The following is a 15,035-nucleotide window of genomic DNA, read 5'->3' on the forward strand; positions in this document are numbered from 1 at the left end:
TACAGGTAGACTGGCGCGCTTTGCCCGGACCGATTCGATGACCGGCCTGACCGAACTGCTGCGGCGTCATCTGGTATCGGATGCCCCGCCGCTGTCCCGCGCAGAACGCTGGCGCAGCACGCTCGCCGGCTTCTTCGGCCTGCTGCTGTTCGAGGGCGTGCTTTTCGTGCTGCCGCTCGGCGCCGAAGAAAAACGCATCCTGGCGCCGCTGGGCGCGACCTCCGTCATCCTGTTCGCGCTGCCGCACAGTCCGCTGGCTCAACCGTGGTCGGTGATCGGCGGCCTGCTGCTGTCCGCGCCGCTGGGCTATGCCTGCGGTCACTGGCTGCCGGCCGGACCGTGGGTGATGGCGGTCGCACTGGCGGCGTCGATCTGGCTTACTGCGTGGGCGCGCTGCATCCACCCGCCCGCTGGCGCGATGGCGCTGACCATGGCCATGGCCGCCGCACAGGGTACGGCCATCGAGCCTGCCTTGATGGCGACGGCGGCGAACACGATCGCCATCATGGTGGCGGTGATGGTGGTGAACAATCTCGTCCCTGGCCGCCATTATCCCCAGGGCACGCCGCCTGCCGCCCAGCAGCAGATGCATCAGGCGCCGCCTGTCATCGCCCATCGCGACCTGGAGGCGGCGCTGAGCGAGATCGACAGCTTCCTCGACATCCGCGAGGACGATCTGGTCGATCTCTACGAGCGCACACTGCGGCACGCCTTCAAGCGCGTGCATCGCATGCGCTGCGGCGATCTGATCGATGGCGCCGTCACGGCGCCCGCCGTCGAATTCGCAACGCCGCTGGCAGACGCCTGGCTGCTGATGCGCAAGTTGCGCGTCGATACGCTGCCGGTGGTCGACCGCAGCCGACGGGTGATCGGCCTTCTGTCGCTGGAGGACTTCCTGCGCGAGGTGTCGCCCGAGGCGAATCGCTCGATGGGCGAGGCCGTGCGCCATCTGCTGGCGCGCTCACCGCACACGCACTCGGACAAGGCGGAGGTGGTCGGACAGATGATGCGCGAGGTGCGCGACGGCGTGCTGGTGCTGCGCCAGAACGACAGCGTAGCCGACGCGGCCGAGGCGCTGGCCTCCGGTCGTCAGCCGGCAGTGCCGGTGATCAATGGCGCCGACCGTCTGGTCGGCATGCTGGATCGCACCGACGTGGTGGCGGCGCTGTATCACCGCATCGAACTGGCCGACGCGATGAGCGCCGGCCCCGCTCAGGCCGGCTGAGCGCCGGCCTGTCCGTTCAGCCGTTCAGTTCTTCCAGGCGCAGGCGCGTCACCGCGCCCACCGTGCTGTCCAGCGCCTCGATGCGGACGATGGCTGCATCGACCTGCTTTTCGCGGGTGACGTGGGTCAGCATGATGATGTTGGCCTGCTGCTCGCCTTCCGACGGTTCCTTCTGCAGCATCGCGTCGATGCTGATGCCCTGGTCGGCGAGGATGCGCGTGATGTCGGCCAGCACGCCGGGTCTGTCCTGCACGCGCAGGCGCAGGTAGTAGGCGCTTTCGACCTCGCTGATCGGCAGGATGGGCGTATCCGACAGCTGATCGGCGCGGAAGGCGAGGTGCGGTACGCGGTGTTCCGGGTCGGCGGTATGCAGACGGGTCACGTCGACCAGGTCGGCGATGACCGCGCTGGCCGTCGGTTCGGCGCCGGCGCCGCGACCGTAGTAAAGCGTCGCGCCCACCGCGTCGCCCTTCACCACCACGGCGTTCATCACGCCTTCGACGTTGGCGATCAGGCGCTTGGACGGGATCAGCGTCGGATGCACACGCAGTTCGAAACCGTCGGCCTTGCGCTTCGTGATGCCCAGCAGCTTGATGCGGTAGCCCAGTTCCTCGGCGTAACGGATGTCCTCGGCGGTCAGCTTGGTGATGCCCTCGATGTGGGCACGGTCGAACTGCACCGGGATACCGAAGGCGAGCGCCGACAGCAGCGTGATCTTGTGGGCGGCATCGACGCCTTCGATGTCGAAGGTCGGGTCGGCTTCGGCATAGCCCAGACGCTGCGCGTCGGCCAGCGCGTCGGCAAAGGTGAGACCTTTGTCGCGCATTTCCGACAGGATGTAATTGGTGGTGCCGTTGATGATGCCGGCGATCCAGTCGATGCGGTTGGCGGTCAGGCCTTCGCGTACCGCCTTGATGATGGGAATGCCGCCCGCCACGGCCGCCTCGAACGCCACCATGACGCCCTTGGCCTGCGCCGCGGCGAAGATTTCCTGGCCGTGCACGGCGAGCAGCGCCTTGTTGGCAGTGACCACGTGCTTGCCGTTGGCGATCGCCTCCAGCACCAGCTGCTTGGCCACGGTGTAGCCGCCGATCAGCTCGACCACGATGTCGATGCTGGGATCACGCACCACCTCGAAGGCGTCGCCGGTCACGCGGGCGGCACCACCGGTCATCGACTTCGCGCGCTCGACGTCGCGGTCGGCAACGGCGGTGATCTGGATCGGGCGACCGGCGCGACGGGTGATTTCTTCCTGGTTTCGGGTGAGCACCGTCCAGGTGCCGCCGCCGACGGTGCCGATGCCGAGCAGGCCTACGTTGATGGGTTTCATGCTGTCCCTCGTCTTGTAATGGGTGCCGCGGGCCGGTCAGGCCAGGTCCCGCGAAAAATGAAAACAGGCGATGTGCATGCCTTCGCGATGGTAGAAGCGGTGCGCATCGACGCGATGGGTGCCGGAATCCAGCCGCAGCCGGGTCGCGCCGCGCGCCTTCGCCTCGGCCGCCAGCCAGTCGAGCAGCCGCTTGCCGACGCCGCGCGAGCGCGCTGCCGGGTCGGTCACCAGATCATCGACGTAGAAGAACACTCCGCAGGACGTGTTGCGATAGCTGCGAAAGACCGTGACACCGACGACCTCTCCGTCGGCGACGGCCACCGCGATCTCGCCACCATCGGCCACGATGCCCTGCATCGTGCCGGCGTAGTCGGCCGGCAGATCCGGCCGCAGCGCGCGATGCACGGCTTCGGCCCGGGCGAGCAAGCCCGGTTCCGTTACCGCGCGAGCGCCCGCCACGCGCAGCACTTCGAGCGTCGGCGACTCAGGTGCCATGGCGCTTGCGGTAGCCGTCGAGGAAGCGGGCAATGCGGCCGATGGCGTCGCGCAGATCGTCTTCGTGCGGCAGGAAGACGACGCGGAAGTGGTCCGGACGCGGCCAGTTGAAGCCGGTGCCCTGCACCAGCAGCACGCGCTGTTCTTCCAGCAGTTCGAGGATGAAGCGCTGGTCGTCCTCGATCGGGTAGATCTTCGGATCAAGCTTCGGAAAGAGGTAGAGCGAAGCGCGCGGTTTGACGCAGCTCACACCCGGGATGTCGGTGAGCAGTTCCCACGCCACGTCGCGCTGACGCGCCAGACGGCCGCCCGGCTTGATCAGGTCGTTGATGCTCTGGTAGCCGCCGAGCGCGGTCTGGATCGCGAACTGGCCCGGCACGTTTGAGCACAGGCGCATCGACGCCAGCATGTTCAGGCCGTCGATGTAGTCGCGCGCGTGGCGCTTGTCGCCGGACACCACCATCCAGCCGGCGCGGTAGCCGCAGGCACGGTAGTTCTTCGACAGGCCGTTGAAGGTGACAAACAGCAGATCGTCGGCCAGCGAGGCGATCGAGGTGTGGGTCGCGCCGTCGTACAGCGTCTTGTCGTAGATCTCGTCGGCGAACACGATGAGCTTGTGCTCGCGCGCGATCTGCACCAGGTCGCGCAGCAGGTCGTCCGAGTACAGCGCGCCGGTCGGATTGTTCGGGTTGATGATGACGATGGCGCGCGTGCTCGACGTGATCTTCGAGCGGATGTCGTTGAGGTCGGGCATCCAGTCGGCGCCCTCGTCGCAGATGTAGTGGCGGGCAGTGCCGCCGGCCAGCGTCACCGCGGCGGTCCACAGCGGATAGTCGGGCGCTGGTACCAGCACCTCGTCACCGGTGTTGAGCAGACCCTGCATCGCCATCACGATCAGCTCGGACGCGCCGTTGCCGATGAAGATGTCGTCCACGCCGACGCCGGGAATCTTCTTCTCCTGGCAGTACTGCATGATGGCCTTGCGCGGCGCGAACAGGCCGCGCGAGTCGGTGTAGCCGGCGGCGTCGGGCAGATTGCGGATCACGTCCTGCACGATCTCTTCCGGCGCATCGAAGCCGAAAGGCGCGAGGTTGCCGATGTTGAGCTTGATGATGCGGTGGCCGTCCTCCTCCATCTGGCGGGCCCGGGCGAGGACGGGGCCGCGGATGTCGTAACAGACGTTGGCGAGCTTGGACGACTTGGTGACCGGCGGATGCACGATGGCGGACTCGGAAGACTCTTTGGGCGTATGGCGGGACATGTGGATTACCTATGCGGCGGCGCGCGCGCACTTGCCGCTGCCCTGGCAACATTGCCGGCAGGCGAAAAAGGTATGATTGTAAGCGACCGCCGAAAGCAGGGCAAAACCGTTCTGGCGGCCACGACGATACAGTTGCGAACCACCCCGGACTTCTCCCCACGCGACGTGAAGCTGCACCAGACTCCCCGCCCCACCATTCCGCTGGTCACCGGCTTCGGCGACGGCTATCTGCAGATCGGCGAACGCCGGATCACGCGCACCATCCTGATCGCGCCGGAGCAATTGCGCGAAGACTGGGGCGCCGACGACCTCGACCGTCTGAAGCCGGAAGACTTCACCGAACTTGCGGCGCTGCCGGTGCAGATACTGCTGCTCGGCACCGGCCCGACGCAGCGCTTCCCGCACCCCTCGCTGCTGCGGCCGATGATCGAAGCAGGCATCGGTGTCGAGGTGATGGACACCCTCGCCGCCGCCCGCACCTACAACATTCTGGTGGCCGAAGGGCGAGCGGTGGCTGCCGCGCTGCTGCTGCCCGACGCGACATCCTGACCCCATCTTTCTGCAAGCACTGGAGACCGATACACGATGAGCGAAATCCGGGCTGACGACTTCACCCTGCCCTCCACCTCCGGCGCCGATTTCCTGCTGTCCGCTGCCGGCAAGCCGCTGGTGATCTACTTCTACCCGAAGGACAGCACGCCGGGCTGCACCACGGAAAGTGCGGACTTCCGCGACCGCTACGCCGATTTCAAGGCACTCGGCGCCGACGTGGTCGGCATTTCGCGCGACAGCATCAAGTCGCACCAGAACTTCAAGGCCAAGCTCGAACTGCCGTTCGAACTGCTGTCCGACCCGGACGAGACGGCATGCACGCTGTTCGGCGTGATGAAGATGAAGAACATGTACGGAAAACAGGTGCGCGGTGTGGAACGCAGCACTTTCGTCATCGGTCCGGACAACCTTATCCTGCGCGAGTGGCGCGGCGTGAAGGTGCCGGGCCACGCGGAAGAGGTGCTCGCCTTCGTCCGCTCGCTCTGAACCGCCGTACCCACGACACCACCCGAGACTTCACGCCCACAGGATCACATGGCCACCCGACGCCCCGCAGCAGCCCCTGCCCGCCGTTCCCGCAAGTCGCCCCCGGCCACCAAGCTCTTCGTCCTCGACACCAATGTGCTGATGCACGACCCGACGTCGCTGTTCCGCTTCGAGGAGCACGACATCTTCGTGCCCATCATGACGCTCGAAGAACTGGACAACAACAAGAAGGGCATGACCGAAGTGGCGCGCAACGCGCGTCAGGTGAGCCGCCTGCTCGACGAGATCGTCAGCGGTGCCGAAGACAAGATCGCCGAGGGCATCCCGCTGGCCGCGGCATCGAGCGAGCTCGCCAGCGGTCATCTGCTGCTGCAGACCGAAGCGATCAACGGCGTACTGCCGACCGCACTGCCGACCGCCAAGGCGGACAACCAGATCATCGCGGTGGTGATGCATCTTTCGCAGCGCCATCCGGGTCGTCAGGTCATCCTGGTGTCCAAGGACATCAATATGCGCATCAAGGCCCGCGCGCTCGGGCTGCATGCGCAGGATTACTTCAACGACAAGGTGCTCGAAGACACCGACATGCTCTACACCGGCACGCGCGAGCTGCCGGAGAAGTTCTGGGACGAGCACGGCGGCAATCTGGAGTCGTGGAAGGAGAACGGCCGCACGATGTACCGGGTCAAGGGTCCGCTGTGCCCGGATCTGCTGATCAACGAGTTCGTCTACAAGGAAGCCGGCGCCAAGCAGGACAAGCCCTTCCACGCGCTGGTGCGCGAGCGCGCCGGCAAGACGGCGGTGCTGGAAACACTGGTTGACTACAGCCATCACAAGAATTCGGTGTGGGGCATCCTGGCGCGCAACCGCGAACAGAATTTCGCGCTGAACCTGCTGATGAACCCCGAGGTCGACTTCATCACGCTGCTCGGTCAGGCCGGCACCGGCAAGACCCTGCTCACGCTGGCAGCGGGCCTCACCCAGGTTCTTGAAACCAAGCTTTACAGCGAAATCATCATGACCCGGGTTACCGTGCCCGTCGGCGAGGACATCGGCTTCCTGCCCGGTACCGAGGAAGAGAAGATGACGCCGTGGATGGGCGCGCTCGAAGACAATCTGGACGTACTGAACAAGACGGACGATCCGAATGGCTCGGGCGAATGGGGCCGCGCCGCGACGATGGATCTGATCCGCAGCCGCATCAAGGTGAAGTCGCTGAACTTCATGCGCGGGCGCACCTTCCTGAACAAGTTCCTCATCATCGACGAAGCGCAGAACCTGACGCCGAAGCAGATGAAGACGCTGATCACGCGCGCAGGTCCTGGCACCAAGGTCGTGTGCCTGGGCAATATCGCTCAGATCGACACCCCTTACCTGACAGAAGGCAGTTCCGGCCTGACCTATGTCGTCGACCGCTTCAAGGGCTGGCCGCACAGCGGTCACGTCACCCTGCAGCGCGGCGAACGTTCGCGTCTGGCCGACCACGCTGCAGAAGTGCTCTGACCCCCTACGGAGGACATCGCCATGACCTTCATCGACCCGATGCTGCTGGACCAGCAGCTGTGTTTCGCCCTGTACGCCGCCGCCCACGCGATCACGCGCTGTTACACGCCGGGTCTGAAGGCGCTCGGGCTGACCTATCCGCAGTATCTGGTGATGCTGGTGCTGTGGCAGGAAGACGCGCTGACGCTGAAGGCGCTGGCCGAGCGGCTGGATCTCGATTCGCCGACGCTGACACCACTGCTCAAGCGGCTCGAAGCGAACGGCTATCTCACCCGGGCGCGCAACCGCACGGACGAACGGGCACTCGAGATACGACTGACCGAGGCCGGCCACGCGCTGCGGGAAAGAGCGGAGGAGGTGCACGCTGAGGTCGCCCGTCAGTCCGGTCTGCCGCCAGACGCGATGGCGCGCATGCGGGCCGAACTGCAGCGCCTGAGCGCACAACTCAAGGGCGCCGAACAGGCGCGGACACAGGCGGGCTGATCCGCGCCTGGCGAGGGCGGCGGATCGGCCGGCAATCAGTCGCCGAACAGCTTGCCGACGGCCTCGCCCACACCCTTCACCACCGAACTGCCGGCGTTGCCGACGCCGCGCACCAGCCCACCAAGACTGACGCCGAGCGACTCGGCCATGGCGCTGGTGACGCGCGTCGCGAAGCCTTCGTTCAGCGAGAATTTCGGATCGTCGATGCGCCCTTCCAGCGTGAAATCGACGCTGATGCGACCGTTCCTGTCCTTCATCAGCCCGACCACCGCCGCTCGCGGCATGCCCATGAAAGTGTTGCCGGAAGCCAGTTCGAGGCCGGTCAGCGTGAGCGTGCCCGGCGCCTTCAGTCGTTTGTCGGCAACGACAGGACGGATGTCCAGATCCATCGAGCCGCGCTTGACGCCGGTTTCCGCGGCCTGGATCAGATAGGGCTGGAAGGCGACCAGATCGACGCCGCGCAGCGAGAACTCGAGCTTCGCGTCGCGCGTAGCCAGCACGACTTCGCCATTCAGTGCCAGCCGGCCGTCCTGTCGAGGCCCCTTGACGGCCCCGTCGATCGCCAGCGTGGTCGCGCTGTCCAGGGCCGGCAGGTCGATCGGGCCGATATCCGCGTTGAGCGCCTCAAGCGCCAGCCGGTGCGGCGTGCGTCGCACGCTGGCGTCGAAGAAATCGAGCGCACCGTCGCGCAGTTCGATGCGCGCGACGTGCACCGGCGGCACGCTGCCGCCCGCATCGGTGGCTGAGTCGGTTTCGAGCAGGGCGGGCAGCACGCGTAAGCCACCTTGCCGGGTACGCAGCATGGACAAATAGGCGCCTTCGACGGTAATGCGCGCGATGCGCACACGCGCCGACAGCAGGTCGCGCAGTTGCGGCACCACCTCGACCCGCCGCGCACGCAGTTCGTCGTCGGCCGGCCACGGCATGTCGCCGTCGCGCTGCGCGCGGATGCGCACCTCGTACAGCACGACCGCATCCAGCCCGACCTCGATGCTTGCCACCTCACCACGCGGCCCGAGCGCTGCTTGGACCTGGCTGCGCAACAGATGCAGCGCGAGCTGAAAGGCGCCAACACCGAGCACCGCCAGAACGGCGATGACGATGGCAAGGCGACGCAGCCAGACCGTCACGCGCGCCTCAGTAGGAACCGGGCCGCGCGGCGTTGACGAACTTGGTGTGCTCGCCCTGGAAGCCGAGCACCACGGTGCCGGTCGGACCGTTACGGTGCTTGCCGATGATGATTTCGGCCAGCCCCTTGTCCTGGGTGTCCGGGTTGTACACCTCGTCCCGGTAGATGAACATGATGATGTCGGCGTCCTGCTCGATGGCGCCGGATTCGCGCAGATCGCTCATTACCGGCCGCTTGTTCGGACGCTGCTCCAGCGCGCGGTTCAACTGAGACAGCGCGATGATGGGCACGTGCAGCTCCTTGGCCAGCGACTTGATCGCACGCGAAATTTCCGAAATTTCCGCAGTCCGGTTCTCGCCGTCGCGCGTGCCGGACATCAGCTGCAGGTAGTCGATCACGATCAGGCCGAGCTTGCCGCACTGGCGATAGAGCCGGCGGGCGCGGGCACGCAGGTCGGTCGGGTTGATGCCGCCGGTCTCGTCGATATGGATCGGCGCCTCGTGCAGCTTGCCCAGCGCCATGGTCAGCCGGCCCCAGTCGTCGTCGGTCAGGCGGCCCGTGCGCAGGCGCCCCTGATCGATCTTGGCAACGGAGGACACGAAACGCATGGCCAGCTGGGTGCCTGGCATTTCGAGCGAGAAGATGGCGACCGGCAACCCCAGCTCGACCGCCACGTGTTCGCAGATATTGAGCGCGAAAGTGGTCTTGCCCATGGCCGGACGGCCGGCCACGATGATCATGTCTCCAGGCTGCAGACCAGCCGTCTTGTCGTCCAGATCGACGTAACCGGTCGGCACGCCGGTCACTTCCGACGGATCGTCGCGGTCGTACAGCTCCTGGATGCGATTGACCACCTGCACCAGGATAGGCTGGATGGCGACGAAGCCGGTGCTGGCCGAAGCCCCCGCTTCGGCGATCTCGAAAATCTTCGACTCGGCTTCGTCGAGCAGCGTCTTGGCATCGCGTCCGCGCGGCGTCAGCGCATTGGCTGCGATCTCGTCGCCGACGCTTACCAGCTTGCGCAGGATGGCGCGCTCACGGACGATTTCAGCGTAGCGTCGTATGTTCGCCGCCGACGGCGTGTTATTGGCGATCTCGCCCAGATAGGCCAGGCCGCCGGTCTGCTGCGCCTCATCGCCCTTCTCGATCGATTCATAGACGGTCACGACGTCGGCAGGCTTGCCCTGCTCGATCAGCTTGGCGATGTGGCGGAAGATGCGACGATGGTCGTCGCGATAGAAATCGGATTCGTTGACCTGGTCGCCAACGCGGTCCCAGGTACTGTTGTCCAGCAGCAGGCCACCGATCAGCGACTGCTCGGCTTCGATCGAATGTGGCGGCAGCTTCAGCGCCGCCACCTGTCTGTCCTGCGCGGCCTGGGCGGCTTGGGCGTCCGGACCGGGTGCGTTGCGCACGCTGCTCATGATGTCTTTTTCATTCTGGAGAACTTGCCGGGGCAATCCCGCAATCTAGCCGTGCAGCGTCTGCACGACAACTGCACAAGCTGTGGAAAAGCTGTGGGCTTCGCTGTGGATGAAACGCCCGTCGGATGGGCGTCAACGAAAAAGGCCACCCGCAGGTGGCCTTTCCGACGCAGCCCGAAGGCCGGCGATCAATGCTCGCCGAGCACCGACACCGTCACGGTGGCGATCACGTCCGAGTGCAGCGCGATCTCGAACTGGGCATCGCCCACGGCCTTCAGCGGGCCGTCCGGCATGCGCACCATCGACTTGTCCACCGGGAAGGACTGGGCAGCCAGCGCCTCGGCGATGTCGGCAGTCGACACCGAACCGAACAGGCGGCCATCGACACCGGCCTTGCGGGTGATCTGCACCATGAAGCCTTCCAGCTTCTCGGCGACAGCCTTGGCAGCGGCCAGACGTTCGGCAGCGGCCTTTTCCAGTTCGGCACGGCGGGCTTCGAAAGCCGCCAGGTTTTCCGGGGTCACGCGCTTGGCGCGGCCAGTCGGGATCAGGAAGTTGCGGGCGTAACCGTCACGCACCTTCACCACATCGCCCAGATCGCCGAGCTTGGCGACCTTGTCCATCAGGATTACTTGCATGGTCGTCTCCCTCGATTACTGGTGCAGGTCGGTGTAAGGCATCAGGGCCAGGAAGCGAGCGCGCTTGATGGCGGTCGACAGCTGACGCTGGTAGCCGGCACGGGTGCCGGTCAGGCGTGCCGGCATGATCTTGCCGTTTTCGGAGATGAAGTCCTTCAGGATTTCAACGTCCTTGTAGTCGATCTCTTCGATCTTCTCTGCGCTGAAGCGGCAGAACTTGCGGCGCTTGAACATGCTGCGCGAGCCGCGATCGTCCTTCTTCTTGCCGTTCTTCGGTCTGAAAGCCATGGTGGTTTCCTTCCACTGTTGCGACGCCGGGCTCAGTTGCCCGAGGTCACGAATTCGATACGGGTTATGTGCATGACGCCCTGCCTGCTTTTCGCACTGCGGGCGGCCATGAATCCTTCTGCAATCAACGACGTTCCGAGCGGGGCTTGAGCGAGCATCCTTGCAAGGTCTCCCAGCAGCACGAAATCGGTTTCAAACCGTACTTCGCGTGGCGCACCGTTTTCGATCTGTTGCGAGAAGTGCTCGAGGCATCCACGCAGGATCGGCACGCCGGCCGGGGTCTGTCTCAGTGCGTCGCGTTCGATCAGCGTGGCGGACAAGGTGAAGCTGTTCGCCGCCGGGCCGACCGCGCCCTGCCCTTCGGTCAAGCCGCCGGCTGTTCCGCAGCCGGGGCAGCGGCTTCAGCAGCCGGTGCCAGCAGCGAACGCGACTTCTCTTCCTTCATCATCGGCGACGGCGTAACGACAGCCTTGCGCATCTTGATGGTGAGGTGGCGGAGAACGGCGTCGTTGAACTTGAAGGCGTGCTCGAGTTCGGCCAGCGTTTCGCCGTCGCACTCGATGTTCATGAGCACGTAGTGAGCCTTGTGCACCTTCTGGATCGGGTAGGCCAGCTGACGGCGACCCCAGTCTTCCAGACGGTGGATGCTGCCGTTGCGGCCAGTGACCAGCGTACGGTAGCGCTCGACCATGGCGGGCACTTGCTCGCTCTGGTCCGGATGGACGATGAAAACCACTTCGTAATGTCGCATGTAATCTCCTTGCGGTTCAGTGCCGGGCAAACACGAGCCTGTCCGGCGGTTACACCTCCCGGCATGCGAATCCGGTGAGGCAAGGTAAGCCCGCGAGTATAGCGCGCGGGCCGTGATTCTTACAAGCCGTGCTCAGCCTGCCCGGGCCGTGCGCTGGCGCCGCGCCTCGAACAGGCACACGCCGCTGGCCACCGACACATTCAGGCTTTCGACCGTGCCATGCATCGGAATCGACGCCAGCACGTCGACGGTTTCGCGGGTAAGCCGGCGCATGCCGTCGCCCTCGGCACCGAGCACCCACGCCACTGCGCCCGACTGGTCGACCGCATACATCGACTTGTCGGCCTCACCGGCCGCGCCAATGGTCAGGATGTCGCGTTCCTTCATCTCGCGCAGACTGCGCGCCAGATTGGTCACCGTCACGTACGGTACGGTGTCGGCCGCGCCACTGGCCACCTTGATCGCGGTGGCGTTCAGGCCGACCGCGCGGTCACGTGGCGCCACAACCGCATGCGCACCGGCCGCGTCGGCAACACGCAGGCAGGCGCCGAGGTTATGCGGATCCTGGATGCCGTCGAGCACCAGCAGCAGCGGCGGTTCAGCCAGCGTATCGAGTACGTCGTCGAGCGAGCGATAGGGAATCTGCGCCAGCACACGGGCCACCACGCCCTGGTGACGCGCGGCGCCGCCGGCGAGCCCGTCAAGGCGCGCCGGCTCCATCTGCACCCACTTGACGCCGGACGCCTCGGCAGCGCGAATCAGGTCGCGCATGCGACCATCCTGGCGTGCAGTGGAAACGAACAGCTCCTTCACCGCATCCGGGGCGTGGCGGATCTTCGCGGTGACCGCGTGGAAACCGAAGATGTAGCGGGTATCGCTCATTCGCGCACCCTCCGCTTCGGCACTGCAGACTTCGGTGTGCGGGCGCCGCTCTTCTTGGCGGCAGACGGCTTCTTCGCCGGGGTTTTGCTCACTGCGCCCTTCTCTCCTGTCGTCTTCTTCGTTGCGCTCTTCGCCGTCTTCTTCGCTGCCGGCTTCGGCGCTGCAGCCTTGCTTCCCTTTGGCTTGGGCGCCCGGGCAGGCGGTTCAGTGCGCGGCGCGGGCGCTGTCACGTCCGGTGCGACAGGCTTCGCCTTCCCCTTGGCGTGCGATACCGGCTTATCTTCCCGCGCAGACGCGTCGCGCTCGACGCGCCGGCGCGAAGCCGCGCCGGTCGGGCCCTGCTTGGGCGTCAGCTTCGCCTGCTGCGGCACACGACCGAAGTCCCGCTCGGCACCGCCGGCGAGTCGGAAATCGATGCGCGTGTTGTCGAGATCGACCCGCACGACCTGGATGCGCACGCGATCAGCCAGACGATAGATGCGGCCGCTGCGCTCACCGACCAGGCGATGCTTGCCTTCGTCGTAATGGAAGTAATCGGCGCCGAGGTCGGAAATATGCACCAGGCCTTCGATGAACACGTCATCGAGCGCGACAAACAGACCGAAAGGCACGACCGCCGACACGCTGCCTTCGAACTCCTCGCCGACGCGGTCCTGCATGAAGTAGCACTTGAGCCAGTTGGTCACATCGCGACTGGCTTCGTCGGCGCGCCGCTCGGTGGTCGAGCAGTGCAGACCGATGTCGGACCAGTCGCCCGGCTCGTACCTCTTCTTCGCCAGCGCAGCCTTGATCGCGCGGTGCACGAGCAGGTCGGGATAGCGGCGGATCGGCGAGGTGAAGTGTGTGTACGCCTCGTAGGCCAAGCCGAAGTGACCGACGTTGTCGGGGCTGTAGATGGCCTGGCGCAGCGAGCGCAGCATCACCGTCTGCAGCAGTTGGCGATCCGGGCGGTCGCCGATGCGCTCGAGCAGCGCGGCGTAGTCCTTCGCGTGCGGCTTGTCGCCGCCACCGAGCTGGAAGCCGAACTCACCGAGGAAGGCGCGCAGCTTCTGCAGGCGGTCTTCGCTCGGGCCTTCATGCACGCGGTACAGTGTGTCCTGCCCGCTCTCCTCGAGGAAACGCGAAGCGCAGACGTTGGCCGCCAGCATGCACTCCTCGATCAGCCGGTGCGCGTCGTTGCGCGCGTACGGCACAATGCGCTCGATCTTGCCGGCATCGTTGAACAGCATCTGCGTCTCGACCGTTTCGAAGTCGATAGCGCCGCGCTTCGCACGCGCCTTGCCAAAGACACGGAACACCGCGTCCAGCGCTTCGAGGCGCGGCAGCAGCGGCTTGAGCCGCTTGCGGGTGTCGGCATCCTTGTCATAAAGGGCGGCCGCAACCTCGGTGTAGGTGAGGCGTGCCTTGGAATTCATCACTGCGGCGTAGAAGCGGTAACGCTGGATCGCGCCGGCCGCGGACACGTCCATATCGCACACCATGCACAGGCGGTCCACCTGCGGATTGAGCGAGCACAGCCCGTTGGACAGCTTCTCCGGCAGCATCGGAATGACCCGGCGCGGGAAGTAGACCGAATTGCCGCGCTCGAAGGCCTCGGCATCGAGCGCCGTGCCCGGTTTCACGTAATGACTCACGTCGGCGATGGCCACGACGAGGCGGAAGCTCCGCCCCTGTTTCTCGCAATACACGGCGTCGTCAAAGTCCTTCGCCGTTTCACCGTCGATGGTGACCAGTTCGAGGTCGCGCAGATCGACACGGCCGGCGCAGTCCTTCTCGCGCACCTCGTCCGGCAGACGCTTGGTCGCCGCCAGCACCTTGGCCGAGAACTCGTGCGGCATGTCGTGCTTGCGCAGCGCGATCTCGATCTCCATGCCGGAGTCGCCGTAGTTGCCCAGCACCTCGACCACGCGACCGATGGGCGGCGTATAGCGCGTCGGCTGTTCGATCAGTTCGACCTCGACCACTGCGCCGGCCGCGGCCTTCAGCGCACGCTTGCCCTTCTCGGGGGCGGCCAGCACGATCTGCTGACGGATGCGGCGGTTCTCGGCGATGCAGAACTGCACGCCGTGCTCCTCGACCACACGGGCGATCAGGCGCGAATTCGCGCGCTCAGTCACCTCGACCACCTTGCCCTCGGGCCGGCCGCGACGGTCGGTGCCGCTGATGCGTACCAGCACGCGGTCACCGTGCAGCACGCTGCGCATTTCCTGCGCGCTCAGGAAGATGTCCTTGCGCTCAACCTTGGCCCCAGGCGGCGTCTTGTCGTCGCCAACGATGACGAAGCCGAAACCGTCGGGATGTCCCTCCACGCGACCCGCGATCAGATCGGCCTTGTCGGGGATGATGTAGGCGTCGCGACGATTGCGCATCAGCTGCGCCTCGCGCTCCATCGCACCGAGGCGACGCACGAAGTAATCGCGCTCGTGCGGCTGTATGTCGAGTGCCTGGACCAGTTCGTCGGCACTCATCGGAACCGCTGCCTGCTCAAGCACTTGAACGATGTATTCGCGGCTCGGCAACGGGTTCTCGTAGCGAGCGGTCTCCCGCTCGAAGAAGGGATCCGCGCGGCGGATCTTGCTCAGTTTCAC

Annotated in this window: 16 protein-coding genes; 5 read left to right on the top strand and 11 right to left on the bottom strand. The window is 65.7% G+C overall.

Features of this window, described 5'->3' with window-relative positions:
• Nucleotides 1-37: 37 nt before the first annotated feature.
• Nucleotides 38-1,225, top strand: coding sequence for an HPP family protein (locus AC51BJ_RS03395; protein ID WP_496279325.1), 1,188 nt, complete (start codon nt 38-40; stop codon nt 1,223-1,225).
• 16 nt (nt 1,226-1,241) lie between these two features.
• Here AC51BJ_RS03395 and AC51BJ_RS03400 read toward each other — a convergent pair whose 3' ends face one another.
• The 3 genes from AC51BJ_RS03400 to AC51BJ_RS03410 are packed head-to-tail and all read right to left on the bottom strand — an operon-like array spanning nt 1,242 to nt 4,311.
• Entirely contained in the window at nt 1,242-2,555 is a 1,314-nt protein-coding gene (locus tag AC51BJ_RS03400; RefSeq protein ID WP_496279326.1) for a homoserine dehydrogenase, read from the bottom strand.
• 36 nt (nt 2,556-2,591) lie between these two features.
• Nucleotides 2,592-3,050, bottom strand: a complete 459-nt coding sequence (locus tag AC51BJ_RS03405) for a GNAT family N-acetyltransferase (RefSeq protein ID WP_430434217.1) — start codon at nt 3,048-3,050, stop codon at nt 2,592-2,594.
• Nucleotides 3,040-4,311: a pyridoxal phosphate-dependent aminotransferase gene (locus AC51BJ_RS03410; protein WP_019918002.1), complete on the bottom strand. Its 1,272-nt coding sequence runs from the start codon at nt 4,309-4,311 to the stop codon at nt 3,040-3,042. Before AC51BJ_RS03410 ends, AC51BJ_RS03405 begins: the two co-directional genes overlap by 11 nt.
• 132 nt (nt 4,312-4,443) lie before the next feature.
• Here AC51BJ_RS03410 and AC51BJ_RS03415 point away from each other — a divergent pair, with 132 nt between their 5' ends.
• From AC51BJ_RS03415 to AC51BJ_RS03430, 4 genes are read left to right on the top strand one after another with little or no spacing between them, the layout of a single operon-like run.
• Nucleotides 4,444-4,860, top strand: a complete 417-nt coding sequence (locus tag AC51BJ_RS03415) for an Mth938-like domain-containing protein (RefSeq protein ID WP_430434218.1) — start codon at nt 4,444-4,446, stop codon at nt 4,858-4,860.
• Between the two features lie 36 nt (nt 4,861-4,896).
• A complete protein-coding gene (locus AC51BJ_RS03420) occupies nt 4,897-5,349 on the top strand; it encodes a peroxiredoxin (RefSeq protein ID WP_430434219.1) in 453 nt (150 codons plus the stop codon).
• 48 nt (nt 5,350-5,397) lie between these two features.
• Entirely contained in the window at nt 5,398-6,852 is a 1,455-nt protein-coding gene (locus tag AC51BJ_RS03425) for a PhoH family protein (RefSeq protein ID WP_430434220.1), read from the top strand.
• 21 nt (nt 6,853-6,873) lie between these two features.
• Complete coding sequence (locus tag AC51BJ_RS03430) at nt 6,874-7,335, top strand: MarR family winged helix-turn-helix transcriptional regulator (protein WP_019917998.1); 462 nt, start codon at nt 6,874-6,876, stop codon at nt 7,333-7,335.
• A gap of 35 nt (nt 7,336-7,370) precedes the next feature.
• Here AC51BJ_RS03430 and AC51BJ_RS03435 read toward each other — a convergent pair whose 3' ends face one another.
• The 8 genes from AC51BJ_RS03435 to rnr all read right to left on the bottom strand — a co-directional run bounded on the left by AC51BJ_RS03435 (nt 7,371) and on the right by rnr (nt 15,035).
• The gene (locus AC51BJ_RS03435) at nt 7,371-8,465 is read right to left on the bottom strand and encodes a DUF748 domain-containing protein (protein WP_496279327.1); all 1,095 of its coding nucleotides are present in this window, start codon (nt 8,463-8,465) and stop codon (nt 7,371-7,373) included.
• A gap of 7 nt (nt 8,466-8,472) precedes the next feature.
• On the bottom strand, nt 8,473-9,888 hold the full coding sequence (gene dnaB, locus AC51BJ_RS03440) for a replicative DNA helicase (protein ID WP_020164928.1): 1,416 nt from the start codon (nt 9,886-9,888) through the stop codon (nt 8,473-8,475).
• 188 nt (nt 9,889-10,076) lie between these two features.
• Nucleotides 10,077-10,526 (bottom strand): 50S ribosomal protein L9, encoded by a 450-nt coding sequence (rplI, locus tag AC51BJ_RS03445; protein ID WP_029143718.1) that lies wholly within the window; start codon nt 10,524-10,526, stop codon nt 10,077-10,079.
• Between the two features lie 15 nt (nt 10,527-10,541).
• Entirely contained in the window at nt 10,542-10,814 is a 273-nt protein-coding gene (rpsR, locus tag AC51BJ_RS03450; RefSeq protein ID WP_008058994.1) for a 30S ribosomal protein S18, read from the bottom strand.
• Between the two features lie 32 nt (nt 10,815-10,846).
• Nucleotides 10,847-11,182 (bottom strand): primosomal replication protein N, encoded by a 336-nt coding sequence (priB, locus tag AC51BJ_RS03455; RefSeq protein ID WP_020164930.1) that lies wholly within the window; start codon nt 11,180-11,182, stop codon nt 10,847-10,849.
• Nucleotides 11,179-11,565, bottom strand: coding sequence for a 30S ribosomal protein S6 (gene rpsF / locus AC51BJ_RS03460; RefSeq protein ID WP_008058992.1), 387 nt, complete (start codon nt 11,563-11,565; stop codon nt 11,179-11,181). The genes priB and rpsF overlap by 4 nt, the downstream gene beginning before the upstream one ends.
• A gap of 132 nt (nt 11,566-11,697) precedes the next feature.
• A complete protein-coding gene (gene rlmB / locus AC51BJ_RS03465; protein ID WP_496279328.1) occupies nt 11,698-12,447 on the bottom strand; it encodes a 23S rRNA (guanosine(2251)-2'-O)-methyltransferase RlmB in 750 nt (249 codons plus the stop codon).
• Nucleotides 12,444-15,035: a ribonuclease R gene (gene rnr, locus AC51BJ_RS03470; protein WP_496279329.1), complete on the bottom strand. Its 2,592-nt coding sequence runs from the start codon at nt 15,033-15,035 to the stop codon at nt 12,444-12,446. The genes rlmB and rnr overlap by 4 nt, the downstream gene beginning before the upstream one ends.

Source organism: Methyloversatilis sp. S146-33, assembly GCF_059552495.1.